General features: G+C 55.7%; 26 protein-coding genes, 3 tRNA genes and 3 pseudogenes. 12 read left to right on the top strand and 20 right to left on the bottom strand.

Annotated elements, in window-relative coordinates; all coding sequences use genetic code 11:
- The first annotated feature begins 86 nt into the window (after window positions 1-86).
- Window positions 87-1,202 (top strand): hypothetical protein, encoded by a 1,116-nt coding sequence (locus tag N8H71_RS03610; protein WP_262192888.1) that lies wholly within the window; start codon window positions 87-89, stop codon window positions 1,200-1,202.
- Between the two features lie 60 nt (window positions 1,203-1,262).
- Here the strand turns inward: N8H71_RS03610 and N8H71_RS03605 are convergent, their stop codons facing one another.
- Entirely contained in the window at window positions 1,263-2,339 is a 1,077-nt protein-coding gene (locus N8H71_RS03605) for a 3-deoxy-7-phosphoheptulonate synthase (RefSeq protein ID WP_262192887.1), read from the bottom strand.
- A gap of 649 nt (window positions 2,340-2,988) precedes the next feature.
- Between N8H71_RS03605 and N8H71_RS03600 the strand changes: the two genes are divergently transcribed.
- The 7 genes from N8H71_RS03600 to N8H71_RS03570 all read left to right on the top strand — a co-directional run bounded on the left by N8H71_RS03600 (window position 2,989) and on the right by N8H71_RS03570 (window position 7,510).
- Entirely contained in the window at window positions 2,989-3,432 is a 444-nt protein-coding gene (locus tag N8H71_RS03600; protein ID WP_262192968.1) for a GNAT family N-acetyltransferase, read from the top strand.
- 127 nt (window positions 3,433-3,559) lie between these two features.
- Window positions 3,560-4,201 carry a response regulator transcription factor GacA gene (gene gacA, locus N8H71_RS03595; protein WP_032829778.1) on the top strand — a complete coding sequence of 214 codons (642 nt, stop codon included), beginning with the start codon at window positions 3,560-3,562 and terminating at the stop codon, window positions 4,199-4,201.
- 2 nt (window positions 4,202-4,203) lie between these two features.
- Entirely contained in the window at window positions 4,204-6,027 is a 1,824-nt protein-coding gene (uvrC, locus tag N8H71_RS03590; RefSeq protein ID WP_262192886.1) for an excinuclease ABC subunit UvrC, read from the top strand.
- Window positions 6,028-6,059: 32 nt separating this feature from the next.
- Window positions 6,060-6,620 (top strand): CDP-diacylglycerol--glycerol-3-phosphate 3-phosphatidyltransferase, encoded by a 561-nt coding sequence (gene pgsA, locus N8H71_RS03585; protein ID WP_085745522.1) that lies wholly within the window; start codon window positions 6,060-6,062, stop codon window positions 6,618-6,620.
- Window positions 6,621-6,680: 60 nt separating this feature from the next.
- Window positions 6,681-6,756: transfer RNA gene (locus tag N8H71_RS03580), tRNA-Gly, on the top strand.
- A gap of 46 nt (window positions 6,757-6,802) precedes the next feature.
- A tRNA-Cys gene (locus N8H71_RS03575) sits at window positions 6,803-6,876 on the top strand.
- Window positions 6,877-7,039: 163 nt separating this feature from the next.
- Complete coding sequence (locus tag N8H71_RS03570; protein ID WP_262192885.1) at window positions 7,040-7,510, top strand: hypothetical protein; 471 nt, start codon at window positions 7,040-7,042, stop codon at window positions 7,508-7,510.
- Window positions 7,511-7,552: 42 nt separating this feature from the next.
- On the opposite strand, the gene N8H71_RS03565 is transcribed toward N8H71_RS03570, so the two are convergent.
- The 3 genes from N8H71_RS03565 to N8H71_RS03555 all read right to left on the bottom strand — a co-directional run bounded on the left by N8H71_RS03565 (window position 7,553) and on the right by N8H71_RS03555 (window position 10,516).
- Window positions 7,553-8,119: a tyrosine-type recombinase/integrase gene (locus N8H71_RS03565; protein ID WP_347710517.1), complete on the bottom strand. Its 567-nt coding sequence runs from the start codon at window positions 8,117-8,119 to the stop codon at window positions 7,553-7,555.
- A gap of 143 nt (window positions 8,120-8,262) precedes the next feature.
- Window positions 8,263-9,015, bottom strand: a complete 753-nt coding sequence (locus N8H71_RS03560; RefSeq protein ID WP_262192883.1) for a class I SAM-dependent methyltransferase — start codon at window positions 9,013-9,015, stop codon at window positions 8,263-8,265.
- 535 nt (window positions 9,016-9,550) lie between these two features.
- Complete coding sequence (locus N8H71_RS03555; RefSeq protein ID WP_262192882.1) at window positions 9,551-10,516, bottom strand: acyltransferase family protein; 966 nt, start codon at window positions 10,514-10,516, stop codon at window positions 9,551-9,553.
- 541 nt (window positions 10,517-11,057) lie between these two features.
- Here N8H71_RS03555 and N8H71_RS03550 point away from each other — a divergent pair.
- Window positions 11,058-11,144 (top strand) — tRNA-Leu (locus tag N8H71_RS03550).
- Window positions 11,145-11,225: 81 nt separating this feature from the next.
- Here N8H71_RS03550 and N8H71_RS03545 read toward each other — a convergent pair.
- The 7 genes and pseudogenes from N8H71_RS03545 to N8H71_RS03515 form a co-directional block, all read right to left on the bottom strand.
- Window positions 11,226-12,260 carry a site-specific integrase gene (locus tag N8H71_RS03545; protein WP_262192881.1) on the bottom strand — a complete coding sequence of 345 codons (1,035 nt, stop codon included), beginning with the start codon at window positions 12,258-12,260 and terminating at the stop codon, window positions 11,226-11,228.
- The gene (locus N8H71_RS03540) at window positions 12,261-12,470 is read right to left on the bottom strand and encodes a DUF4224 domain-containing protein (RefSeq protein ID WP_262192880.1); all 210 of its coding nucleotides are present in this window, start codon (window positions 12,468-12,470) and stop codon (window positions 12,261-12,263) included.
- 178 nt (window positions 12,471-12,648) lie between these two features.
- A complete protein-coding gene (locus N8H71_RS03535; RefSeq protein ID WP_262192879.1) occupies window positions 12,649-12,807 on the bottom strand; it encodes a hypothetical protein in 159 nt (52 codons plus the stop codon).
- A gap of 54 nt (window positions 12,808-12,861) precedes the next feature.
- A complete protein-coding gene (locus N8H71_RS03530) occupies window positions 12,862-13,179 on the bottom strand; it encodes a hypothetical protein (RefSeq protein WP_262192878.1) in 318 nt (105 codons plus the stop codon).
- A 49-nt stretch (window positions 13,180-13,228) separates the two neighbouring features.
- Window positions 13,229-13,723, bottom strand: coding sequence for a hypothetical protein (locus N8H71_RS03525; RefSeq protein ID WP_262192877.1), 495 nt, complete (start codon window positions 13,721-13,723; stop codon window positions 13,229-13,231).
- 1,228 nt (window positions 13,724-14,951) lie between these two features.
- The gene (locus tag N8H71_RS03520; protein WP_262192876.1) at window positions 14,952-15,593 is read right to left on the bottom strand and encodes a DUF4406 domain-containing protein; all 642 of its coding nucleotides are present in this window, start codon (window positions 15,591-15,593) and stop codon (window positions 14,952-14,954) included.
- Between the two features lie 401 nt (window positions 15,594-15,994).
- Window positions 15,995-16,345, bottom strand: a pseudogene (locus tag N8H71_RS03515) (DNA cytosine methyltransferase); the annotation flags it as partial.
- A 51-nt stretch (window positions 16,346-16,396) separates the two neighbouring features.
- Between N8H71_RS03515 and N8H71_RS03510 the strand changes: the two are divergent.
- Complete coding sequence (locus tag N8H71_RS03510; RefSeq protein WP_262192875.1) at window positions 16,397-17,224, top strand: DUF2971 domain-containing protein; 828 nt, start codon at window positions 16,397-16,399, stop codon at window positions 17,222-17,224.
- 95 nt (window positions 17,225-17,319) lie between these two features.
- Window positions 17,320-17,514, top strand: coding sequence for a hypothetical protein (locus N8H71_RS03505; RefSeq protein WP_262192874.1), 195 nt, complete (start codon window positions 17,320-17,322; stop codon window positions 17,512-17,514).
- A 74-nt stretch (window positions 17,515-17,588) separates the two neighbouring features.
- On the opposite strand, the pseudogene N8H71_RS03500 reads toward N8H71_RS03505, so the two are convergent.
- The 4 genes and pseudogenes from N8H71_RS03500 to N8H71_RS03485 all read right to left on the bottom strand — a co-directional run.
- Window positions 17,589-17,937 (bottom strand): annotated as a pseudogene (locus N8H71_RS03500) (hypothetical protein).
- 470 nt (window positions 17,938-18,407) lie between these two features.
- The gene (locus N8H71_RS03495; RefSeq protein WP_262192873.1) at window positions 18,408-18,656 is read right to left on the bottom strand and encodes a hypothetical protein; all 249 of its coding nucleotides are present in this window, start codon (window positions 18,654-18,656) and stop codon (window positions 18,408-18,410) included.
- Between the two features lie 81 nt (window positions 18,657-18,737).
- Window positions 18,738-19,259 carry a hypothetical protein gene (locus N8H71_RS03490; RefSeq protein ID WP_262192872.1) on the bottom strand — a complete coding sequence of 174 codons (522 nt, stop codon included), beginning with the start codon at window positions 19,257-19,259 and terminating at the stop codon, window positions 18,738-18,740.
- Window positions 19,256-20,449: pseudogene (locus tag N8H71_RS03485) on the bottom strand (Heme peroxidase); the annotation flags it as partial. The pseudogene N8H71_RS03485 and the gene N8H71_RS03490, both read right to left, overlap by 4 nt.
- Window positions 20,450-20,531: 82 nt before the next feature.
- Between N8H71_RS03485 and N8H71_RS03480 the strand changes: the two are divergent.
- The gene (locus N8H71_RS03480) at window positions 20,532-20,825 is read left to right on the top strand and encodes a hypothetical protein (RefSeq protein ID WP_262192871.1); all 294 of its coding nucleotides are present in this window, start codon (window positions 20,532-20,534) and stop codon (window positions 20,823-20,825) included.
- A gap of 85 nt (window positions 20,826-20,910) precedes the next feature.
- On the opposite strand, the gene N8H71_RS03475 is transcribed toward N8H71_RS03480, so the two are convergent.
- From N8H71_RS03475 to N8H71_RS03455, 5 genes are all read right to left on the bottom strand, one after another.
- A complete protein-coding gene (locus tag N8H71_RS03475; protein ID WP_262192870.1) occupies window positions 20,911-21,195 on the bottom strand; it encodes a hypothetical protein in 285 nt (94 codons plus the stop codon).
- Window positions 21,196-21,278: 83 nt separating this feature from the next.
- Window positions 21,279-21,509 carry a hypothetical protein gene (locus N8H71_RS03470; RefSeq protein ID WP_007958902.1) on the bottom strand — a complete coding sequence of 77 codons (231 nt, stop codon included), beginning with the start codon at window positions 21,507-21,509 and terminating at the stop codon, window positions 21,279-21,281.
- A gap of 120 nt (window positions 21,510-21,629) precedes the next feature.
- Window positions 21,630-21,860 carry a hypothetical protein gene (locus tag N8H71_RS03465; protein ID WP_007958903.1) on the bottom strand — a complete coding sequence of 77 codons (231 nt, stop codon included), beginning with the start codon at window positions 21,858-21,860 and terminating at the stop codon, window positions 21,630-21,632.
- 71 nt (window positions 21,861-21,931) lie between these two features.
- On the bottom strand, window positions 21,932-23,557 hold the full coding sequence (locus N8H71_RS03460) for an ABC-F family ATP-binding cassette domain-containing protein (protein ID WP_262192869.1): 1,626 nt from the start codon (window positions 23,555-23,557) through the stop codon (window positions 21,932-21,934).
- 144 nt (window positions 23,558-23,701) lie between these two features.
- Window positions 23,702-24,739, bottom strand: a complete 1,038-nt coding sequence (locus N8H71_RS03455) for a DNA topoisomerase IB (RefSeq protein WP_262192868.1) — start codon at window positions 24,737-24,739, stop codon at window positions 23,702-23,704.
- Window positions 24,740-24,781 lie beyond the last annotated feature (42 nt).

The raw sequence follows: 24,781 nt of genomic DNA, 5'->3' as shown, positions 1-24,781 counted from the left end.
TCGGATTGCCGAAGAAGCGCATTAAATAGAGCCTCTTCGACGCAGCGGGATGGCTGCGTTTTTTCCAGGGAGTGGAGAGGTGACTGATGAGTGACGCAAGGACAACGGTTTCGCAAGGTCAGGGCAAGTGGCTGGAGGTTGAAGGTGTTCGGTCACTGGAGAGCTGTCGGGAGGGTGGATCGGCTGTTTCGTTATTACCCGCACCCATGCCTGATTCTGTTCTCGGCGGGGTCATTGACCCCTCCTTGAGCAAGGTAGTCATCAGGGTTGCGCCTTATCCTGAAATGGCGTGCGGCGACAGGGTAGCGTTGAGTTGGCACGGTTTCGATATCGAGGGTTTGCCTTATCATCACGAAGTCGTTCGGTTTGTCAGTGAAGGTCAGTTGGGCAAGGAGATCGTCCTGGTCGTTCGGGACGCTCACATTGTTGCGCTGGACGGTGGTTCGCTTGAAGTCTTCTGGACATTGACCAGCGCCAGGCGATCAGAGTCTTTGATTTCCATGCGCACGCAACTGGACGTGGGTGACGTCCGCTACAGTCTTTTGCCGGTTGTCATCAACGATGCCGTTGGTGGCAGCCTCGATCCTGCGCGCGTGACCGATGGAACTACTGTCACCCTTCAGCCTTATGCCGGAATGAGCGCGGGTGATCGAGTGGAGTTGAGCTGGCAAGGGCCTTCGACAGAGGCATCTTTTCGAGATGTTCTGACTGTCGAATGCTTTGCTGTCGGCCACCCTCTGGTACTGGGAATTGCCCCCGAGTTCATTGCCCCGCATCTCGGTGGTGAGGTGGTGGTCCGCTATTGTATCCAGCAGACAAGCGGTGCAGTCCGCGAGTCAGGTGTTACGCGAGTCGACATTGCTCCTCTGGTGCGGGGCCAGTTAATGGCCCCGCAGATCCTTGAGGCCAATGACGGGGTGCTCGATGTGCAGGATGCCGTTGACGGTGTCAGCGTGCTGGTCGGTGATGCACGGGTGGAGGAGGGCGAGCTGGTTTATCTCAAATGCGACGGTGATTCATTCTTCCACCGGGATGACCGTGAAATCATCAAAGGTATGGCCATGCAACCTTTGGTCTTCATCGTGCCCTACCGATTCTGGCGCGAGCATGTGGGTACCGTTGTGAAACTATCCTATTCGGTCGAACGGCTGGACGATGTCAGTCAGGAATCCGGGGTGACGTTGTTGCGCATTCAGGCGTGATTCGATTGTCGTGAGCGTGAACCACCCTCCGGGCAAGCGGTGCCCGGAGGGTGTTCATTATCAGACCGAAGTCTGTTTGCGCAGACGGTGCGCAGCATCCAGCAGCAAATGACTGGTGGCGTCGAATCCGAGGCAGCCGTCGGTGACGGACACGCCGTATCGCAACGAGTCGCTCAACGGTTGGCATCCTTCGAACAGGTGCGACTCGAGCATCATGCCGATCAGTGAACGATTGCCCTGCAGGCGTTGCTCCAGCACTTCGTTGAACACGGCAGGCTGGCGGAGAGGATCCTTACCGCTGTTGGCATGACTGCAATCGACCATGATCCTGCCGGGAATTTTCAGGCGAGTCAGCTCGGTTTCGATTCGGGAAACGCTTTCTCGATCGTAGTTTGGTCCTTGGTGGCCACCCCGCAGTACCAGGTGCGTATCCGGATTACCCGATGTTTGAATGATTGCCGGATGCCCTTGGCTGTCGACGCCGAAGTGGCGATGAGGATGGGCTGCCGAGCGCATCGCGTCGACGGCGATAGCCACTCCGCCGTCCGTTCCATTCTTGAATCCGACCGGCATGCTCAGCCCGCTCGCCATTTCACGATGGATCTGTGATTCGGTGGTGCGGGCGCCAATGGCGACCCAGCTCAGCAAGTCATCAAAGTATCCGGCAGCCATGGGTTGCAGCAATTCGGTGGCAATAGGCAGTCCGAGGCGGATCATTTCCAGCATCAGTTCGCGCGACAACGTGAGGCCGGCAGCCATGTCGTCGCTGCCATTCAAATGTGGGTCGTAGGCAAGGCCTTTCCAGCCGACGGTGGTGCGAGGCTTTTCGACGTAGGCACGCATCACGAGCAGCATGTCATCACGGACTTCTTCAGCCAGGCGCGAAAGTTTGCTGGCGTATTCAAGCGCAGACTCGGGGTCGTGAATCGAGCAGGGGCCGACGATCACCAGCAAGCGCGGGTCATGGCCATCGAGAATCGCGCGGACCGCCTGGCGGTGGGCGGCGACTTGCTGGTTCAGCGCATTGCTCAGGGGCAATTGCTGTTTGAGTTGCAGCGAACTCGGCAGACGCAGGGTCAATGCTTCGTTGGCAGGGTTCAGGGTGGACAGTGGCAGAGCAGAAACGGACGAGTTCATATTCGGTCTTCCTGGGCGGACGGCGGGGGCTTCCCGCTCACTCGGCCCTACTGGGGTGTTCGACAATTGGCCGGATTGGCTACGTGTGTTGGCTTGCCACCTGTGGGTGACCGATCGGAGGCGGCAGGCTGTCCCGAGCGGAGGCTGGTAAATCGCCAGGCGGTAAAACTGTCGTAACGGTAATAAGTGGCGTAGTTCATTGGTTGAATCCTCAAAGTGTCTGGTGTGTTGCTGAAAAAAATCGGGCCTGAAAAAACAAAACCCCCGGTCGGGAGGCCGACCGGGGGTTGAGAAATCTCTGGTAGGCGACCCGTTCAAATGGGCGCCGTGTGGGTATCAGGCGCGCCAGTGGCTAAACCAATACCCAAAATAAAAGCTTGCAGGAGCAGCGCAGACGCCGTTTACCCGGGCAGCCGCAACCGAGCGCGAGGCGCTGGCGGTACGAAGCTGTGAGAGGGTGTTGAACATGAGCTGTCTCCAAAGAATGCGCCGAGCTTACTAGAGGCGGCTGCGCGTCAGCAATCAGAAATTGCTATCGAACGCACAAGAGGGACTCTATGGGTTGAGCGTCCGCCAAGGTGTGACACACTCTGCTTTCTGAACGTGTGCTCAAGGAAGGGGCGTGAACTTGAAGAAGATCGAGGCAGGAATGAGTTTTGAGTTGCGCCAGGCAACCTCCGCCGACCTGTCGTTTGTACGAGAGCTGACTTGCCGAAACATGCTCCGCTACTACATTCACTATGACTTGTTGTGGCAGGACGAGGCGTTTGATGTCGCCTGGGCCGGGCGCGAAAACTGGTTGATCCTCAGTGATGGCGAATTGATGGGCTATTTCAGTCTGAGTCGTGATGCTCGGGCCGTGTATATCCGCGAATTGCAGATCGTCGAAAGCGCTCAAGGGAAGGGCGCGGGATCCTGGGCGATCGATCAGGTTGCTGCGATGGCTCGGCTGGAGCGTCGCCCGGCGTTGCGCCTGACGGTGTTCAAAAACAATCCGGCGCAAAATCTGTATCGAAGAAAAGGAATGTTTGTGCAGGGCGAGGACGAGTGTTTCCTGCGAATGCAGCTCGATTTCAGTACACCTGTGCTCTGAAACCCACGGCTGGCAAGCCCTCGATGAAGAATTGAAACTTTTTATATGTCGCTTGCCGCTAGGTCTGCCCGGCACTTTTTGCTAAGGTGTCCGGCATCCCAATAAGACCATATCGCGAGGTGTCTGCTTGATTAGGGTGCTAGTGGTCGACGACCATGATCTCGTTCGTACAGGCATTACACGGATGCTGGCCGATATCGATGGCCTGCAGGTGGTAGGCCAGGCCGAGTCCGGGGAAGAATCCCTCATCAAGGCTCGTGAGTTGAAGCCCGACGTGGTGCTGATGGACGTCAAGATGCCAGGCATCGGCGGCCTCGAAGCTACGCGCAAACTGTTGCGAAGTCATCCCGACATCAAAGTGGTCGCGGTCACCGTGTGTGAGGAAGATCCGTTTCCTACACGGTTGTTGCAGGCCGGTGCAGCGGGGTATCTGACCAAGGGCGCCGGGTTGCCGGAAATGGTTCAGGCCATTCGCCTGGTGTTTGCCGGCCAGCGCTACATCAGCCCGCAGATTGCCCAGCAATTGGCGATCAAATCCTTTCAGCCGACCAATGATTCACCGTTCGATGCCTTGTCGGAACGGGAAATCCAGATTGCGTTGATGATTGTCGGCTGTCAGAAAGTTCAGATCATTTCCGACAAATTGTGCTTGTCACCGAAAACCGTAAACACCTACCGCTACCGCATTTTCGAGAAGCTCTCGATCAGCAGCGATGTCGAGCTGACGCTGCTGGCGGTTCGTCACGGCATGGTTGATGCCAGCCTCTGACCATGACTGAAACATTCGATTCGGGCGCCTTTCTTTCGACCGTCAGCGGGCGCCCCGGCGTGTATCGCATGTTCGACAGCGATGCGCGTCTGCTGTACGTCGGCAAGGCCAAGAACCTCAAGAAACGTCTGGCCAGCTACTTTCGCAAGACAGGCCTGGCGCCGAAAACCGCGGCCCTGGTCGGGCGTATCGCCCAGGTCGAAACCACCATCACGTCCAATGAAACAGAGGCGTTGCTGCTCGAGCAGACCCTGATCAAGGAGTGGCGGCCGCCGTACAACATCCTGCTGCGCGACGATAAATCCTATCCCTACGTCTTTTTGTCTGACGGGCAATTCCCGCGCCTGAGCATTCATCGCGGGGCTAAAAAGGCCAAGGGCAAGTATTTCGGTCCCTATCCGAGTGCGGGGGCGATTCGCGAAAGCCTCAGCCTTCTGCAGAAGACGTTCTTCGTGCGTCAGTGCGAGGAGAGCTACTACAAGAACCGGACCCGGCCGTGCCTGCAATATCAGATCAAGCGTTGCAAGGCGCCTTGTGTCGGGCTGGTCGAGCCTGAGGTTTACGCCGAGGACGTGCGTCACTCGGTGATGTTCCTCGAAGGACGCAGCCATGCGTTGACCAATGAGCTGTCGACGGCGATGGAAGAGGCTGCGATCAACCTCGAGTTTGAACGCGCCGCCGAGCTGCGTGACCAGATTGCCTTGCTGCGTCGAGTGCAGGATCAGCAGAGCATGGAAGGCGGAACGGGTGATATCGATGTGATCGCCGCGTTCGTCAATCCAGGCGGTGCCTGTGTCCACCTGATCAGCGTGCGGGGAGGGCGGGTGCTTGGCAGCAAGAATTTCTTCCCGCAAGTCGGGATTGAAGAGGAAGTGGCCGAGGTCATGGCCGCTTTTCTCGGGCAATACTTCATCAGTAGCCCTGAACGCGATTTGCCGAGCGAGCTGATCGTCAACGTCGTGCACGAAGACTTTCCTGCGCTGATCGAGGCCATTCAGGCGCTGCGCGGACGTGAGTTGACCATCAGCCATCGGGTGCGCGGTACACGGGCGCGTTGGCAACAACTGGCCGTGACCAATGCCGAACAGGCGCTGGGGGCACGGTTGGCGAACCGTCAGCACGTTGCCGCACGTTTCGAAGCGCTGGCTGAAGTGTTGAATCTCGATGAGCCACCACAACGGCTGGAGTGCTATGACATCAGCCATTCCAGCGGTGAAGCCACGGTGGCTTCCTGCGTGGTGTTCGGCCCGGAAGGGGCGATCAAATCGGATTACCGTCGTTACAACATCGAAGGCGTGACCGCCGGCGACGATTACGCCGCCATGCATCAGGCCCTGACCCGACGCTTCAGCAAGCTGAAGGAAGGCGAGGGCAAGTTGCCGGACATCCTGTTGGTGGACGGCGGCAAGGGGCAGTTGTCGATGGCGCGTGATGTGCTCAACGAACTGGCTGTTCCGGATCTGATCTTGCTGGGGGTCGCCAAGGGTGCCACGCGCAAGGCGGGATTCGAGACTTTGTATCTGAATGATGCGGCAAACGAGTTCACCTTGCGGGGTGATTCACCGGCGTTGCATCTGATCCAGCAGATTCGTGACGAGGCCCACCGCTTTGCAATCACCGGCCACCGCGCACGACGCGGCAAGACCCGCCGCACGTCAACGCTGGAAGGCGTTGCAGGCGTCGGGCCAACCCGACGTCGGGACTTGTTGAAACATTTTGGTGGATTGCAGGAGCTGTCTCGTGCAAGCATCGAAGAGATCGCCAAAGCACCGGGGATCAGTAAAAAGCTAGCAGAGTCGATTTATGCAAACCTGCATAGTGAGTAGAATGCCCATTCACCTCGTAGCCAGTTGTGCCGATGAATATCCCTAATCTGATTACCGTTCTCCGCGTCCTGCTCATCCCGATTTTTATTCTGCTGTTCTATCTGCCTTACCAATGGAGCTATCTGGCCTCAAGTTCGGTATTCGCCTTTGCGGCGGCGACGGACTGGCTGGACGGCTATCTCGCACGACGCCTGGAGCAAAGCACACCGTTTGGTGCGTTTCTGGATCCTGTCGCTGACAAACTGATGGTAGCTGTTGCCTTGGTGTTGCTGGTGCAAGAACATGGCAACCTTTGGCTCACACTCCCTGCGGCTGTCATCATCGGTCGTGAGATCGTTGTTTCGGCGCTGCGTGAGTGGATGGCCGAGCTCGGAGCGCGCGCCCATGTGGCTGTCTCGAACCTGGGCAAATGGAAAACCGCTGCGCAAATGCTTGCGCTGGTGATTTTGCTGGCCAATCCAAAGGATTTCAGCTTTTGGGTTTTGGTCGGTTATGCGTTGCTGATGGTCTCTGCTGGTCTGACCTTGTGGTCGATGGTTCAATACCTTCGCGCCGCCTGGCCGCATCTGAAGACCGATGTTGAAAAGAAATAAAACTTTTTTGAATCAAAGGGTTGACGGCGCTTCTGATTTCTATAGAATGCGCCACACCAAGCGGGAATAGCTCAGTTGGTAGAGCACGACCTTGCCAAGGTCGGGGTCGCGAGTTCGAGTCTCGTTTCCCGCTCCAGTTTGTATAACGTTTGTTGTTGCGCTACTGACAGCAAATGTTTTGAGGCCGAGTAGCAAAATGGTTATGCAGCGGATTGCAAATCCGCCTACGCCGGTTCGATTCCGACCTCGGCCTCCACTCTTAAAAACCCCGTAGATCAATGATCTACGGGGTTTTTTATTGCCTGTGAGAAAGTGTGGTGTTCCGCAATTTTAGGGAGGTGTTCCGCAACGGAAGCTGTTTGAACGATGAATTGCTCTAATTTTTACGGTAATGTGGGGGCTCTCTGGAGTGCATGTATATGGAAGAACTTATGGCTGCGAGCATTGGTGACAGGTTAAATCTCCTTGGGTTTTTCTTTACGATCGTCGGCATTTTCGCATCTCTCGCAGGGGTGATTCTGATGTTTGTGGGGTCTGGAATCACGGGCGACAGTGTCTGGAGCAGCATTAGAAAAATTCAAAATGTGGCGGAGCAAGCTTCAGTTGTAGCACCGGACAAATGGACCGACCTTGTCGCGTTCGATATATCGCATATGGTCCCTCCGAATGCTACTGAGGTGAAGCTCGCTTATGGGATGCAGGTGGCGGACACTCGAATTCCTTTGAAGATGACGGTTTCGTCATCTCCAACTGTAGGGGTTGTTGTTCATGGATCCGGAGGGCAGGGGCAACTTAGCTTAATTATCGACAAGCCCACGGTTTATGTTTCGGTTGCACACCCAGATATCAAATGGGATTTAGTTGTTTCAGGCTACCGTTTCGATAGATGAGAACCAGGTCGAAAGTTAGTTGGTGAGTTCATCTGACGATCGTCATTTTGTTGGCTTTACGATTTCACCGGCGCGCCGGTAGACCTTCTTTGTCATCTCCTCAGTCGAGTGCCCGAGCAAGCGGCTTGCATCCTTGACGTCCTCTATTTCGCTGCCGGTTTTCGGTCGGATATCCCGGAACTGAAACTTGCGGATCGTTCCAGCCAGCGCGGTGTCGCCGGCGGCTGCTGCTTTCGTTGCCGCAGTTTCCCTGGCTTCGTCCCAGCGGTTTCGAGGCATGTTGTAACTCATCCTCAGTCCTGCTTGGTTGGTTATGAGGATCGAGGTTTTGACGCCGGCCTGAGCTCTGCGATCTAGCAGGCCGTTGATGAATATGCACAGGTCTTTCTCGGTATCGCCGGCGTACAGTTTGATGCGCAGACGCTTTTCCGTCTTACCCTGGCCAATCATCAGAAAGCCATTGTTCATATCTGCGGTCGAGGCCTTCAACACATCAGCCGCTCGCTGGCCTGTCAGATTTGCCAAATCCATTGCGTCTCTGAGATCTTGCCCCGCTTGTTCGTAGAACGGGTTTTTTTCTTGGCTATTGAAAAGTTGGGTGTTTTGCAGTGACGCCAGCTCGGGTATTGAAGCGCTCTGGCATTCAAGATTGCACAGCCTGTTATAGCCGATACTTAATGCGCAGGCCCGTCTGATTAGACAGCGGACTCGAGGTGCTGGTGGCCGTCTGCACTCGGCGATGTTGCCCGGTTTTACTTCTTGTTGGCTACCAGCAATAGTGATCCGCCCACGGGCAGGTTGATACCGGCTTTCAATAGAAGTAATTCAAGTTTCATTACCGATTCCAAGGCGAAATTAAGCCAACTGGGTATTCTGAATTCCTGCATCGGATCATATTCGCCGGATTTCGTTTTCTTTCTCGAAAGCCACATCAGTGGAACGAGGAACGTGACGAAGGAAGTGGCGTATTCGACTTTGAGCCCTGACTTTTCAACCTTCGATATCAATTCTTGTCGGGTATATCTGCGTACATGGCATGCATAGGTGTCAGCTTCTGACCACAGCCAGCGATGTTGAGGTACGGAGACAAGCAGCGTACCGCCTGGCTTTATTGCTTTGGCAAGATTGTTCAGGACAAGTTGATCCTCTTCGATGTGCTCGATGACATCAAAAGTGCCAATCACATCGTAGCGTGATTCGTCAGACATTTTCGTAGCATCAAGGTGCATGAAATTTGCTGTAGGCAGGCGATTTCTTGCATGAACCAAACCTTCTTCAAAGTACTCCGAGCCACTGATTTCGATGCCGGGGAATTGGTTGCTGACACCCTCAAGTACAAACGCTGTTCCGCACCCAACTTCCAGAAAACTATTGAAGTTTCGAATGTGCTTTTTCATGGCCCACAGGATTATCCGGTTCCGTGAGCGGAACCACCAGTGCCTGGATTCCTGTGCTGCAAGTGAAGCGAAAGCTGTGTTCGGAAACGGAGCGCGTAACTCAGTCATTTTATTATTCCTTTATGAGCTCAGAGCATCTAATGCCCGTTTTTGAGCTCGATGAGCGCGTAGTCGGTAAAGCTAACATATCTCTCGGGAGGTCGTACATGTAGCTGCTTCTGTTGCAGCTTTCTTCGAAACCTGTGGCCAAATGGCAGGTTTGGCTTACGGACCCACTAACGCGGCTCCGCATGGGCATGAGGGGGCGTGGGGCTCGTCAGTGCGCAGGTCGTTGATGGCTCGATGCCGGGCGAGTTCTGGTCCGGACCTTCCGGCGTGCGAATTACGCTGGACCAGGTTAAATGCCGGGGTGGTAAGTGGTTGCCTGACCCAAAGTGCTCGAGCTTTAGCGAGGGGGGGCTGAGTCGGCATCACTAGGGAGCGGGAGGCGAGAAGGATTGAATGGACCGCTGGCAGCGATCGTTTCAGCACCCTCAATCAGCGGATTGATGGTGCTGAATGGCTTGCAGGGTCGATCCGGAATTCAAGAGTGGCACTGCGAGTGCTCACCACCTGTGGACAGGCTAATGGCGCACTGCTGAGTTCAAGATGACAGTGCTGATCGCCGAAGTGCGATTCTTTTCTTGATTGAAAGTGCAGGTTTCTCAATGGTGAACCAGCTAAAAAGGGAAATCACAATTAAAACTGGCGCCCCCACCATAAACATTTCATTGAATGACCCAGGCATCAGCTTCGCCGAAACATAGAATATCGGGTCATGGAATACATAAATGCCGTATGAGATGTCGAATGGCATTTTGGGCAACGGTGGAGCATTGAGGCAAAGATTAAGAGCAAGGAAACCGCCAATGGGAACCATATACCAGGCTTGGGGTGGCAGGCTTAGATAAATGTTAAGGGCCGTAATGGAGAGGGTCGCCACTGCCAGTAGCTTCCAGGATATTTTTGAGAGCTGTGTTTTGTAGAGGAATACCAGGTTACCGGTAAACAAGGCAGGAATGAGGTTTGTAATGCGCCAGTAGGGTTCCTGTTGGTCGAATATTGCTGCAATTGCACAGGCGGCTATAAAACATAGCCAGATTATCCATTTGTGATTGTAAGCCTTGAGGGCAATGAGCACTGCCATCATTGCATAGGCGATTTCCTCCCACAGGAGCGACCATAGCGAGCCATTGCCACCTGGACTGGACAGTAGCATGCCACCGCCGAGGTAAATTTTCAGTGAGCCAATTACACCAACATAAAAACCCCATGCAAGCCCACTCACAATGAGGGATGCAATTAGCGCAGGAAGAATCCGGAGCGCCCGTTTTTCCATAAAATGAAACCAGCTTTTACTTGAGGCAAAGCTGTTGAACATTAGATAGCCCGATAGCGCGAGGAATGTCGGAACCATCGGAAATGGGATGGCCCCAAAGGGAACATCTTCGCCGTTCGCTACCGTTGAAAAATATCCGGCGTGAAAGTAGGCAACAGAAAACGACAAAAAAAGCCGGAGCCAGTCGAAATTTGAGTTCCTGCCGTCCGCCACTGTTTGCTGGCTACCCATTTTGATTCCTTTGAAAAAAACGGCTCATGCTATCTGATACGGGTTACCGACTCCATAGCAAAAACTGATGGACGGAGCGCCTACAGACAATGAGCGCGACATCCTTCCGCGGGCTGTTTTTTCGTGAGGGGTGAAGTTTGACCCGCGTCTGCCCGAAACCTACCGCCACAGATGACGGTGGGTACGAAAGAATGCGTATCGGGACTTCCTGGACCTGCGCGAACTATTGCGCTTTAAAAATCAGTGGCTTACGGAATTTGAATAGTGCTACTCTATTGGAGTTTCTGGGGTTATAGGTGGATTGCAGAGCCAGCTGTACCGGTTCGGTTCAGACCTCGGCCGCAACCATAGCCACGCTCCGTAGGTCCATGATCTGCGAAGTTTTTTTACTGGCCCCGGGCTGAAAGATTTAGTCTTTCAAACTGCTATCGCAAACTTGATTCGCCGGGAAGTGATGTATATATTCCCCACCTCGGTTGTTGAGGCGCGAATCCTGTCAGGATTGTGATTCGGCATCAGAGCAAAGCGACACCGCGCTACCGCCCGAATGGCGAAACTGGTAGACGCATGGGACTTAAAATCCCCCGCTCGTAAGGGCGTGCCGGTTCGATTCCGGCTTCGGGCACCATGAATATCAAGGGCTTGCGTGAGTTTACTCATGCAGGCCCTTATAATTTGCGCTCCGCAATTTCGTAGCCTGCTCCGCAACTCACTTGGTCGGGGTGACTTTTTTGCCGATCCTTTTTCGGATGTAGTTCTCCGTCATCACCACGGTTGTGTGCCCGAGCTGATCCTTGGCCTGCATGATGTCGCCGCTCGATTCTGCTTTATCGGTACCGGCCTTGGCACGAAGATCTCGCATCTGGAAATCTCCTTTTTCTACTCCTGCGGCCTCGCGTGCCGCGTCAAACCTCCCTCGCAACATGCTGCTGGTCATCGGCTGACCGTTGTCCATCACAATCAGCCTACTGGTCCTGATCCGGTGTCCCGCCTTCCGGGCCAGAATTCGATCGATCACGACCTTCAACTCTCCGACAATCTCAATCCTTCTCTTTGCTCTTGTCTTGCCTTGCTGAACCGCAAGCCTGTTGTCCCGGATATCTTTTTCGTCCATTTTCAGAGTGTCGGCGATGCGCTGGCCGGTTAGGTAGAACAGATCAAGCGCGTCTTTCAACGGCTGATCGGCGTGGCTATAGATCGCTGCAAGCACCTCGTCCTCGATGTAGGCATCGCGACCGGTCTCTTTGTGGCCTTTAACTCCGGCGCAAGGATTCGCCAGCGATGTGTAGCCACTTGTCCTGGCGAAGTTCCAGATTGCGCTCAGAAGTGCTTTTTCCCGGTTCGCCCTGACAGGTGCTTCTTTTCCACGCTTCCTGAGGTATTGAACGATGTGCTGAGGCTCGATTGCCTCGAGGGGTGCTGGAGGATCATCGAAAAACTTCAGCAGTTGCTTCAGCTCGCGGGCATTGTCCCTTTGTGTGGCCGGAGCCTTCGTGGGGACGACTTCTTGTATATAGATATTGGCGACGTAGGCGAATGTCAGCACGGTCTGAACTATTGCTGATGATGCACGGCTCTTTTCCAGCTTGGCGTACTCGACGATCGCCAGTCCGTAATCGCTGCCCAGTGGAATTTCTTTTCTCGGATTACCGCCGGTGTCGTAGTAGTAATAGACAATGCCACTGCGCTGCGTACGCTTCCGCAGGCGTGTGACACTGTCTGGCTTCGTTGGCTTTCTTCCCATTTATCCCACCAGCCGCGGCTGCCATTTCGGTTTCTCTGCTGCAGTTACAGGCTCACCGGTCAGGGCTGATGCCAGTACGCATGGCCAGCCACTGCGCTTGATGGTGTGCCGTATCCCATTCCTTTTGAGGACCATCAGCTGTCCGGCCTTCGTTTTGGCTCCTGTGAGGGTGCAAACCTCTTCATGCGATAGAAAATGAATGCCTTCCATGATTAGCCTCCGTCGCTGGTCTTGAGTCGCGGTGCGTTAAATTCTTGATTCATAGGGTTCTCCACGCCGCCGGCGGCGGCAGAAGGTTTTAATGAAGGGGCACGCCGTCCTGCCCTGGGGCGAGGGCGCGAGCCTGTTGTTCGGTGCGGAAGGACATGTGCTGTTGGTGCCGTTGCAGTCAGCGATGATCCGCCAGAAGCCGCCGAAGCGATGCTGGCCCTTGATGATCTTCGTGATGGTCATGGCGCACTTCCTTGCCCGGGTGGGCCGTGCCGGCCGAGGCTTTCGGCGCAGTCGCGTAATCCACCTGCGTCTGGTCGTATGTCAATTCAGGCATGCGGAGATTCTTCGCCCGCCGTACACCGGCAGGCTGTTGAGTAGGGGGGAGGGATTACTGGTGGATGAGTTCGGTGGGGACTTCGACCGTGGCGCCGCGGTTGGCGAATACCACGGCGCGGAACACGGCGACGGTTCGGGTTTCGCCGATCTGGCGGTTGAATGGATCGTTCGTTGCGTCGGCCAGCCACGGGTGCCGGTGACCAACATCGACCCAGACGCCGTACTTCGTGATTAACTGCTCGGCGTCGGGCAGGGCGAACAAATCCAGCTGGCCGGCCAGGGGCTGCTGGTCACCCTCGATCGCGTTGATGGCCCAGTCCAGTGCCGGTCCGGTCAGTTCCTCGATACGGACGCTGACCAGACGATTCATGGATGCCGGACTTTGTAGCAGTAGACGTAGGTGAACCAAGCGAGGGCAATCATGGCATCACCTCTGAGGCTTCTGGAATATCCTCGAACATGTAAGTCCTGATGACGCGCTCCTCGACGCCGGAGACCTTGATGAACTTGGCCTCTTCAACCCAGGGGTACGCGTCTGGCTCGCCGTGCTTGCCGCCGCCGCTCATCTCACAAAAGGCAAGAGCACGGCCATCAGGCAGGATGAAGGCCTTCACATCGACCTCGTAGTTGCGCTCCCAGCTGTAGTGGCACCAAGACGAAATTCCCGGGGCGGCCACTGCGCTGTAACGTACCTCGTTCACCGCATCATCGTGTGAGCTCTCATCGTAAAGTCGTTCCAGATCCTCGCCGGGCATGGACGCCAAATCTTCAAGCGAAATGAGGCCATTCGGTGCGTCACGCAGGCTTTCGTACTTGTAGCCGAAAGCATCGATTCCGTGATGCATCACCAACAGCTTGGCCGTTTGGCTTGCGGTGAGAGTGTTCAGTGAGTGGTGAATTTTCGCATCGAGCATATGGGGTCCTTACCGCTATAGCGGCTATCACATTTGTTTACGGGAGAGGTATCGTGCAGCCCTCAAGAAAGGAGGTTGCGAATGGTCGTTCACGGGGTTGAGTATCGTTTCTGTCGGGCGTCGAGGGTTGTCCAGGGGCACGATGGTCTTGCGTTGGAGTGCTGGCGAGGTGGTGCTGGGCCAGTGTTCGAGATCTTTCGAAACGATGAGTCGATGCGCTTTGAGGTAACACTGTTCGAGCAGGATGTGCCTCTGGAACTGCTGGAATTTGCAGTCCCGATTGCTCGAGAGCAATTAGGCGATTTCGACCCGCTATAGCGGCTGACTTTGAAAGGGGGAGTGCTGCTGCTCAACTGGTTATTGACTTGAGCCAAGCAACGAGTAAGTTCCTGAGTTTGGGTAAAAGTTTGATATACCAACGTTTTTGCTTTTTAAGTATCTTGAAACCTCCATTTATTTATCAGTTTTCGATTTTTCTTAAATTTTGAAATTCAAAAACGTTCTTGATCCTATTCGGAAATGTTTTGTCGAAATTACAAAAATAAAGGTCATGCACTCGCTCTTTTCATTAGATTGTCTAGGATTTAACGCTGATAGGGCGGACGAATCGTGATGCTTTGGAGGATTTATGAGGGTGATAAATTTCTTATCATTAGCTTTGGTGTTTCTGAGTAGTAGAGCAATGGCTGCGGAGGATGTCACAACGTACGTGATTGAAAATCCGAATGGATCTACGGCAGTTTATGTCAATGGGAGCAAGGTGGCGGACTCACCAACAAAGAGTATTAATACGAATCTGTTTGCGACGACTGGAGGGGGGCTTCTCCTAGCCCGACTCCGTCCCCGTCGCCCAAACCAACAGGTTGCGGTGATATAGAGTGTCCCAAGCCACAGCCTTCACCACCTCCTGATTGTACGGGGCCATTTTGCCCAGGAGGAATGCCTTTTTTTAAGAAATCTGAAAGGTTGATTTATTATCGTAACGATATAAATGTTAAATTTCCCAACAAGGTGCAGTTCAAAGATTTACCTGGCGCGGTTCGAAAAGAGATATCAAGATAATTTGCTGCTCATGAGTATTGTGTATTCAGATGTTGCCAGTTTTTGGCAAGTATAAGTTCGTTCTTTGCAAATGGGGCTTGCACAACTTTGTTGTGCAAGCCCGTGCTGAGTTGCTTACCCTAGTAGATAACCTAAGCCTGCTCGCCACCTATCAAAGTTTGCTGCATCAACTTGTGCTCCCTGCAATCTCCATTGATACCAGGTCATGGGCATTCACAACCTTCATGCCGAGCTCGCGGGCAATGTGTACTTCGAGACGGGCGCCTTTCGAGTTTTCCCAGCCGGGTAGCACCGCGACCTGGCCGCACAGACCCAGCCGCGTCAGGTCGTAGGCCATGTAGTCCGCCCAGTCCGCACCCACGACGACGCCGTGTTCCGCCGGATTCTCCACCGTGTAGCCGTGGGCGCGCAGGTCGGCGGCCATCTTGTTGAAGGCCGGGAAATTGAAGTCTTCGAAGCCGGTCATGGGGCCGGCCAGGTACAGGCGGTTGGCGCGGGATGCCGCGAGCGTGACGCCCGACAGTTCGTGCCAGGTATCTACCTCGAACTCTGCGGGGCGTAGGCCAACATGCTTCCCGTTAAGCAGCACCGCCGCGACGGCGCCGTGGCTGTTCGTCCAGGCAGGAAAGATCTGATCTTCGGGGCAGATCGGAATATCACCCTTGATATACGCAAATCCGATGCCGGGCATAAGGTCGGCGGTTACGGTCTTCACCATCCGGACTGTGCGCGGGACACGATCACCAAACGGGTAGCTGTTGCTGCGTTTGTGCAGTGCTGGGCAGTCGATACGGTTTTCTGTGGGCATGGGCGTCCTATGCCGGGGCAGGCCCGGGCGGTTGAGGGTGGTGAGGGATCAGCTACAGTTCAGCGATCAGCCAATGGAGGTGGATATGGAGTGCTTAATTTGCGGTACAGATTCGATCGATCACCCGACCAGATACGACGGCAAAGAAATTGGCTGCCCAGAGTGTGGGCGCTATGTGATTAGCGGATCGCTTATTGCCTCAATGAATGGCTATGCGTTGGGGATCAACGAGGCACGTGCCGAGTTAGACAGGATGCGAGATCGTGATGAAGTTCCAATCCTCACGACCACGAATACGAGGCTTCATCGCCTTTCGAGTTGATTGATTATCCGCCGGCCGATCCAGCGCACGCAGGGCACGGCCTTGCTGTTGCCGATTGCCTTCTAGCGGGGGGCCGTCCGGGCTTTCGCTGGCCGGCGCGAACATAGTCAACTGCATCTGCAAGCTCCACGTATTTGATGGTGAGGGCGCCGCGCGGGTCGGTGAGGCCTTCGCGCATCCCGGCCACGCTGAACGCCTGGCACGGTGTGCCGCCGACGAGCACCTCCGGTGCGGCAATCTTGCTGGCCAGCACCAGGGCGCCGAGTTTGGTCATGTCGCCGTGGTTCGGAGTATTCGGGTAGTGGTGGGCCAGCACCGCGCTGGGGAAGGCTTCGATCTCGGCGAACCAGGGCGCCCGCATGCCGAGCGGCGTCCATGCAAGCGTTGCCGCCTCGATGCCGCTACACACGCTTCCATAAGTGATAGGCATGATGACTTCTCGCCGGTATATTGATGGGGTTTAAATCAGGGAAGAAATAACTTGAAAATTTTCCACTACACTGACGTTAGTGCAGTTAAGTCAATTCTTGAACATGAAAAGATGTGGTTGACAGATGTTCGCTATCTGAATGATTCAGAAGAGATGCACAACGGAATAACCATGCTCGTCGATTATATGAAGCATCGAATAGCGAATTTTTCACATCCTCACGAGTTTTTTGAAGATGCTGCAAACTACGTTGAGAGTGGTCTAGTTGGCAAGGCTGGCTACGGCATAGAGCATCGGCCCGTTTTCATAGGGTCATTCAGTCGCGCTGGCAATCTATTGAGCCAGTGGAGGGCCTACGGCTCTTATGCGATTGAGTTCGATATTGATTATATACCGCAGGAGCTTTTTGAGTGTGTGTACGATCATGATGAAAAATTAAATCAGGCATCTAATACTGTTTTATTAAGCTTAATTACAATTGCAAAAGACATGGCGATTAACTCTGGATTTTTGGATCAGGAAGGGTATGAGGCATTCTCTGATATTGTTGGGTTGGTTGCTAGGTTCAAGCACGAAAGCTTTTCAGAAGAGCAAGAGATAAGAGTAGTTCTTGGTCATGATATAGCTCCAGAGATTGAAAATGGCCTAGAAGTTAAGTTTCGAAGCAGGGGAAATATCCTCATTCCCTACGTTGAGGCTGATTTGCCTTTTGAAAGTATTCGAGCGATACACGTCGGACCAATGCGAGACCAAGAGTTAGCTTTCATTTCTATGAAAGCCTTGGTTGAGAAGATGCACCTCGAACGTCCCTTAACGTCGCAAAATCGTAATCATAAAATTGAGGTCGTGAAATCCGAAATTCCATACCGAGCCCCTTGACTTCATTGGTAGGAGATTCCGCCTCGCTGGCCGGCGTGATTCGTAGAAGTGAGGAAGGCCCTATGCTGAGGGGATACCTTTGTGAGGATGCTCAGATGGCCAAGTGCAAAAAATGTGATGAAGAACTTCGTTTCGATCTGGATGACAGAAAGGATCAAATCGAGGTTGTCTGCTCGCAATGCGGTGCCAGGCATGTGATCCGCTGGGTCGCGTCCTCACCGGGAATACCCGGAGCTCAGTTCGACGTTCAGTTGGTCGACGGCGGTGGGTTCGACCACGGCAACGGATAACCGGGATCCGTTAACGCGTCTCAGGCGCTCCGAACCTTGAAGTGCAACATCGCCTCGATGCTGTGGCAGTAATCCTAAAGCCGCTCATAGGCTTTGTACTTGGCCTGACTTCGAGTGGACGCCCAGACTCAGACCAGGTCTTCGCGGGCTTCTCGGTTCCTATTGAGGTCATCCCATTCATGCTTGAACGGTAGGACCAACCACTCCTTGAGCGGCAGCGTCTCAGCCATTTCGCCGTATTGCATTTCGTGGGTCGGGTAGTAGTTGCTGATCCGCTTCTTCGGGTCTTCGTCCAGCACCACCCCCGATATAGTGGCCGCGATCTGCCAGGATTACACCGGGCTTCCCGTAGGCGATGACGCGGCGGCCAATTTCAGCGGGCACCTGATAATGCTGCCGGACGTATGCGCAGTTGTGGCTCATGGTGTTCTCCAATGCATGCGACGCTTGTTGAATGGCGCCAATGCTAAAAAACGAAATTGCGGCGTATTGCCATCATTGCGGTTACGGTGATAGTATTTGGATATGTGGTCGATGTTTGACCCAACCGAGTCGATCCAAGCTGCTTTAAACGTGAAATCCATTGATGTGTTATCTGTTCTGTCTGGCCTCGTAACTTTGTTTGTTTTCATAAATGACAATTCTTACTGGGGGGTTCTTATGGCAGTACTACCAATGTTTATCTGTGCTGGGGTTGTGCTGCGGGACCATGCAAAAACAGAGAAGTGTTGGCGGATCAATCGTTTGGCTTGTAGTAGATAGCCTCCGGGAAACCGGGCCCCGCACCACTATTTTGAAGGGCTGACTTGTTCAGCCCTTTTTCATGTCCGCCATTCAGTAAAATGTCCCTATGACGGGTGTAGCGAGCAAAATTGGTATGTCACGGCGGTATGTCACGCGATGCGAATGTGATCTGCCAATTGTTCGTCGCTCATGCGGTCAGCGCCGCGGATGAATCGGGAGATCAGGTCCTGCTCTTCGTCGATGCCGCACCGTGCCATTACCCGCTTCAGTGCGGCGTCATCGTTGTGATAAAGCTTCGTGACAATCCGTCGTGACAATAGCGCTGCTTCTTTTTCCGCTTGGGTTAGCTCGTCCCGCTCGCGCTGATCGCGCTTGCGCTCGGTGGGCGTCTTGGCCATGGCCTACCTCTTCAATTCCGCTGGCCGGCAAGTCCAGCCAGGTCTGTCGGCGACGCGTGGCCGCCCGGTTGGTGGTTCGTTTCATCGAAATGCGGACTTCAGCTTTGGGTAATCGATCTTGTGATCCCGGACGATCCGGTCGAGCATGTTGTACCTGATCACCAGAGCCTTGCAGCACTGGCTCCGGTTCATGCCGCCGGCGATGCAATCCTTGATCTGTACGATCAGTCGAGCCTCCAGTTCAGGCTTGGCTTTGTTCGGCACAGTGCCGATCTTCTGTCGCACCTGGAACTTGATGGCGTGCTTCGAGGCGATCGCCTTCAGCGTGGCCAGGGCGATTCCCTCTCGCTCGCAAATCTCGTTTCGGGTCAGCGTCTTGGCCATTTCGCGGATCCGCGCAACGCGTGCAGTCGTTTCGTCCTTCACCTTCGGCCGCTGGAAGGTTGGCGGATGCTTCCGATCTGAGGTGCTGGTGAACTTGATCGGGGCAGGTTTTGGCACATCAATCTTTCCGCCGGCCGCCAAAAACTGGGCGATTTGCTCGGAGAGCTCGCTGGCGTCCTGGCGCCGCTGTTCGACGTCGTTGAGGTGGTTGCTGATCATGCGGCCACCTTGACCAGCCTCACGCCGGCCATGCTGAACTTGTTGCCCTGCGCTGCAACCAACGCATCGAGCTTTTCCCAGTCCACGGTCAGCATCGAAATCGGAGCGTGGCCACCGGCGACGGTATGGATCAGCGCTTCCAGATCGAAGACTTCAGCCTGCAGGTTTACCAGCGCCGCAGTGGTGGTTGCTGGCTTCGCGGCAGGCTGAACCGGCGCAGCGACTGTCACCGATGCCGGGCTTACGACCGGCGCGGGTTCGGTCGGCGCCTTGGTTTTCGCCTCGTCTTCGATTCGCTTCAGTTCCTCCTGGCGAATCTGCTCGCGCTGGGCTTCGGCTTTCTGCTCCTCGGCCTTCTGGTGTTCAGAGATCCGCACCTTGATCAGCGCGACCAGGTCGTCGTTCGCTTTCATCACCAACTGCTGAACGTCGTTGAACAGGAAGAGGTAGTCGGCTGCAAGCTCGTCCAGGGTGGCCAAGTTATTCCGGATGCTGTCCCCGATCTGGCTGGCGGCAATCTTTGCCCGGGCCAGTTCGGAGTCGGCAGAGTCGCGCAGACTGCTGATCGTCTTCTTGCCTTTGATGGCGCTGGCGAAGTCCGCAGGCACCGCCGGCATACGCGCTTTGCCGCCCAATGAAGCGTTGATCTGGTCGATGTGAACCTGAAGCGCTTTTGCTGCATCCATGACGATATCTTCACGGATGCTGAGCTTGCGGGCTTTCACCAGCTTGTCGAGCATCAGGCGCTTGGCACGCGCCTCGGCACTGATTTCGTCGATGGTGCGGAACAGTGCGTCAATGCTTTCGGTTTGGCTCAGGGCGTGCTGCTTTGCAGCGTCCAGGCGCTCTTCGACATCGCCGCACCACTTAACCGCTTTCTCGGCATCCGCGAAGTGCTGATCCGTTTCCAGCTCGGTGTTGATCGAGCCGAAGACAGCGAGCGAGTGAGCCTTGAACTGCTCAAGGTTGCTCGGCGTGACCATGCCAGTCACTTCGATGCGCAGCGCTGGCAAGGATTCCGGCGATTTACCAACGGCCTCCGGCACAATCTCGGCGGGAGTGAAGTCCTGCAAATCGGCTTGGAACTGTTTCCAACCTGCTACGAGTGTCGCGGCCCGGCCTGGTACCGGCGTGTATTCCATCGAAACGAAGTTTTCTTCAGTACCGTCGGAGCAAACGAAGATCACTTTCGATTCCGATGTACTGTCCGGTCATTGTGAACGAAGTGAGCTAGTGTTCCTTTCTCGATCTCCTTAACGCAGGACGATAGTGATGAAGCCATTTCTGGTGGGCGTTTTGCTGCTGTCTTCCGGTGCTGCTCACGCGGCAATACCGTTATTGAATGCCACGTGCCCTGGAAATATCGAGGTCCATGCTGACAAGGGCGGGCCGATTTACATCAACGGCAAAGAAGGGAAGCTGAAAAAATTCAACGATAATGCTTTCGAAGCCAAAGGCAGCGGAGTGACCATTTCGCTGACGATCATGCCCGACGGCTCACCTGATGTTTCATACACCGGCAAGAACAAAGCCAATGGCGTTTGCCAAGTGAAGGAAACGAAGTAAGCCGGGTTATTCCATGTCGGGGCTTGTGTCGTAAGGGCGTTCAGCGAACAGCAAAAAGGGCCGATTCAATCGGCCCTTTTTTTGTTCAGACAAACGCCTGCCCGGTAAAACCTCTAGGCAAACGCTGAAGTCCGGCCATCGCGGTCAGCCGCTCGATCCACTCGGAACGCCAGTCGGACGCCGTGTGCGCATCCTTTGAATGGTGAGCCGCGCGCCGCGCCGCATTGCGCTGGTCTTTGCGCGCATCCTTGTATGCGTCGGTATTGCGGCAGCTGCGGCACTTCACACGATTGAGTTCGCTGCTGGAGGAGAGGTTGTTGCCCTTGTGCCCGCAGGCCAGGTGCCCGTCGACTTTGAAATGAATGACCATAAGACGTCTCCTTGGTGACGTGTAAAGGTATTGACCTCTAACGACCAAGGACGTTCTTTTTTCGCGCACCGTGAATCGATGACCTACCTGAAGCGTGGCAACGGCCGGTCGATCGGTTTGAGCGATGACAGGGTGCTGCGAATCAGCGGGGTATCCTTTTCGATATCGTTCAGCCGGTCGCGGATGCGCAGGGCGGTGGGGTGCCCGCCTTGATGGTCGACCCAGTCGGCGATCTCTTTGCAGGCCGCGGCCAGACGTGCTTCGCGGGCATCGAGCAAGGTGAGGAGAGTGGTGATGGACTCTCTTTCGGACATGGAACACCTCCGTTCATTAATCCGCTCGGTGGCAGCAAAAAGCCCGCGAAGGGCGAGCTTTCTGCCGTTGGGGCGCTGCTCCTTCAGCTGGTTTGAGTATAGACCCGTAAATGACAGCTATCAGCCCGACGACTCGGGTGCGGTCACTCGCGAGCTGGCGGCGTTGAGCCGATGACATTCCTTGCGGGCGTCTTCTTCCCGATCGTAGCCGTCGCCGATGAAGCCGCCGGTTCGCGTGTCGCAGATGCGATACCAGCCCAAGGCTTCGGCGGGCTCATGGAGAGTCTCTCCGGCGCGCCGGCCGTGGATGACGATCTTGTTGCAACGCTTCACGACGAATATGTCTTCCATGGCGTCACCGCGGCTGATTCGTACCAGATCAACTATAGAAGCCCTGAGCAATCGTGCAAAAAATAGCCAAGTCAGTTCGTCGGGTGCAGTTGCCAGCCTGATGGGTACCAGTGCAGGTGGTGAGTCGGATTCAAGGCCTCGAGGAAGTCCTGATCGTGGGAAACGGCGACAATGGCGCCCGGAAATGTCTGCAACGCTCGTTCGAACGCTTCCACAGAAGGCAGATCCAGATGATTGGTCGGTTCATCCAGCAGCAACAGCTGCGCAGGATCCGCTCGCCACAAGGCCAGCGCCAAGGCCGCTTTCAGACGCTCGCCACCGCTCAATGCTGCACAGAGGCCCGTCGCGCGGCTAGCATCCAGCTGCAAGTGGGCGAGATAGCTGCGCAGAGTGCCCTCGCTCAGCGCGGCCCCTTGTGTCATCAGCTGTTCGGTAATGGAGCGCTGATCGTCGAGTTGGGCCAGTTGCTGATCCAGGAATGCGAAGGGAACGTGAGTCGTGGCGGTTCCATCGACGGGTACAAGTTCCCTGGCAAGCACCTTCAGCAAGGTCGATTTGCCACAGCCGTTGGGGCCGCTGACAGCGATCCGCATCGGGCCGTGGATCGTAAGACTCAGTGCATCGTTCGGCAGCCATGGCAGCCGAGCGTCAATCAGCGTGCAGATCTGTCGGTTGTTCGGCACGGCGCTGCCAGGCAGATTGATCAGCACGCTGTCCTCGGGTTGCACCTTGGCGAAAGCCTCGCGCACCTGGGCATCCAGCTCGGACTTGCGGGCCTGATGGCCTTGACGGACATGCCCCATGATTTCCCGGGCGGCGCCCTTGATCGCCACGTATTCGAAACTGGCAATGTTGGCGGTTTCGGCGTTGCGTCGAGAGTTGGCGGCGTGGCGCTGTATCGTGTCGTGCTCGCGCCGTAGCCGAATCCGCTCGCGCTGACGTTCGCTTCTTGCGTGGTCGAGACGGGCTTGGGCCGCCGCTTGATGAACTCGCTGGTGCTCTCGGAAAGCCGAATAATTACCACCGAATTCGATAGCCCCCGACGCGCTCAACTCGACGATCCGCTGCATCCGGTCGAGCAATTGCCGATCATGGCTGACAACGATCAAACCGGTGTGCCAGCGCTCCAGCGAGTTCATCAGCCATTGCCGTCCTAATGCATCCAGGTGGTTGGTCGGCTCATCGAGAACCAGCAGCGGAGCCTGACTCAAAAACGCACCAATCAGGGCGATGCGCGCTTGTTGTCCGCCACTGAGGTGCTCGGTCAAGTCGGTGAAGGCGACTTCGGTCAGCCCGGCGTCATTGAGCAGCCGGCGCAGACGGTCTGGCAGATCCCATTGCTCACCAATGAGATCGAAATCCTCGGCAGATCCGCAGCCCAGATTCATTCTCTCCAGTGCCTGAAGAATAGCGGCGCTGCCGGTGGTCGCGGCGACCGTCTCGCCGGGTGTTGGGACAAGGGTTTGCGCTACGTAGGTCGTCGCCACGGCATGCGTCACGCTGCCGCTGGTGGGTTGCCATTGTCCGGCGATCAGGCGCGCCAGTACGCTTTTGCCGACGCCATTGCGCCCGACGATGGCGGTGGGGTTGTGATCGAATTTCAGATTGAGTGCAGTGAAAATCGTCTCGCCATTGGCGAACTGGAAGCTCAGTTGATTCAGGGAGACGAGTGCAGGCGTACGCGAGACGTGAGTCATCGGCACCTCCAAAAAATGTCGTGAACACTGACACGCGCCATGAACGGCGTGTCGCGATTACATTTTTGAAGGCTTAGTTGTTCACTTGTGCGGTCGTCCTGAAGGAGGTAGGAGGGCGTAGCCTAGTCGAGACGGCCGAAGGCTTCAAGGCGCGCCTGCCTTCTCGGTCATCCGCTCAAGGAACAGTGCCAACGCGACCTCTTCTTTGCGCAGGCCCTTGCGGATGCGCGGTTTCGGCAATTCGGCCAGTGCCCCGAGCATGAAATGCTCCACCACCGCCGGGTGGATGTAGCACTTGCGGCAGACCGCCGGTGTGTTGCCCAGTTGGCGGGCGACACCTTTTACCATCTCGACCACATGCCGCTTGGCCTCGGTCTCGGACTCCCATTGCAGCTCCCGCAGAACTGCCAAAGCGAGGGCGCTGCCGGCCCAGGTCCGGTAATCCTTGGCGGTGAAATCCGCGCCGGTCAGGGTTTGCAGGTAGGTGTTGACGTCGGAGGAGCTGACGGTGTGCCGCTCGCCGTTTTCGTCCAGATACTGGAATAGATTCTGCCCCGGAATTTCCAGGCAGCGCTTGATGATCCGCGCCAGGCGTCGGTCTTTCACCGTGATCTGATGTTCGATGCCGCTCTTGCCGCGAAACTGGAACAGGATCGCACTGCCGTTGACCTCGACATGCCGGCTGCGCAGGGTGGTCAGGCCGTAGGAGCGGTTGTCCCGCGCGTATTGCGTGTTGCCGACGCGGATCAGGGTGGCGTCGAGCAGCGTGATGACCGTCGCCATGACTTTGTCGCGGCTGAAACCGGGCGATGCCAGCAGCGCTTCCAGCTGCCTGCGCAGTTTGGGCAGCGCCAGGCCGAACTCGCGCAGACGCGAATACTTGTCCGCGTCGCGCACTTCGCGCCAGCGAGCGTGATAGCGATATTGTTTGCGCCCACGGGCATCGCGGCCGGTGGCCTGCAAATGGCCGCGGGGATCGGCGCAGATCCACACGTCGACGTAGGCCGGTGGAACGGCCAGCGCGTTGATGCGCTTGATCTCGTCGGGGTCGGAGATGCGCTGACCTGCGGGATCGAAGTAGGCGAATTTTCCGCGCAGTTTTTTGCGGGTGATACCGGGCTGCGTGTCATCGACGTAATGCAGGTCCGAAGGCAACACCTCGGTGAGCGCAGTATCGGGCATGGCGGACTTCCTTCGCGACAAATCAGGCTGTTAAAGCCATTG

Origin of the sequence: Pseudomonas koreensis (genome assembly GCF_025447595.1) — a bacterium.
In the GTDB taxonomy this organism is placed as follows: domain Bacteria; phylum Pseudomonadota; class Gammaproteobacteria; order Pseudomonadales; family Pseudomonadaceae; genus Aquipseudomonas; species Aquipseudomonas koreensis_H.
This window is presented reverse-complemented; position numbering and strand designations above follow the sequence as displayed.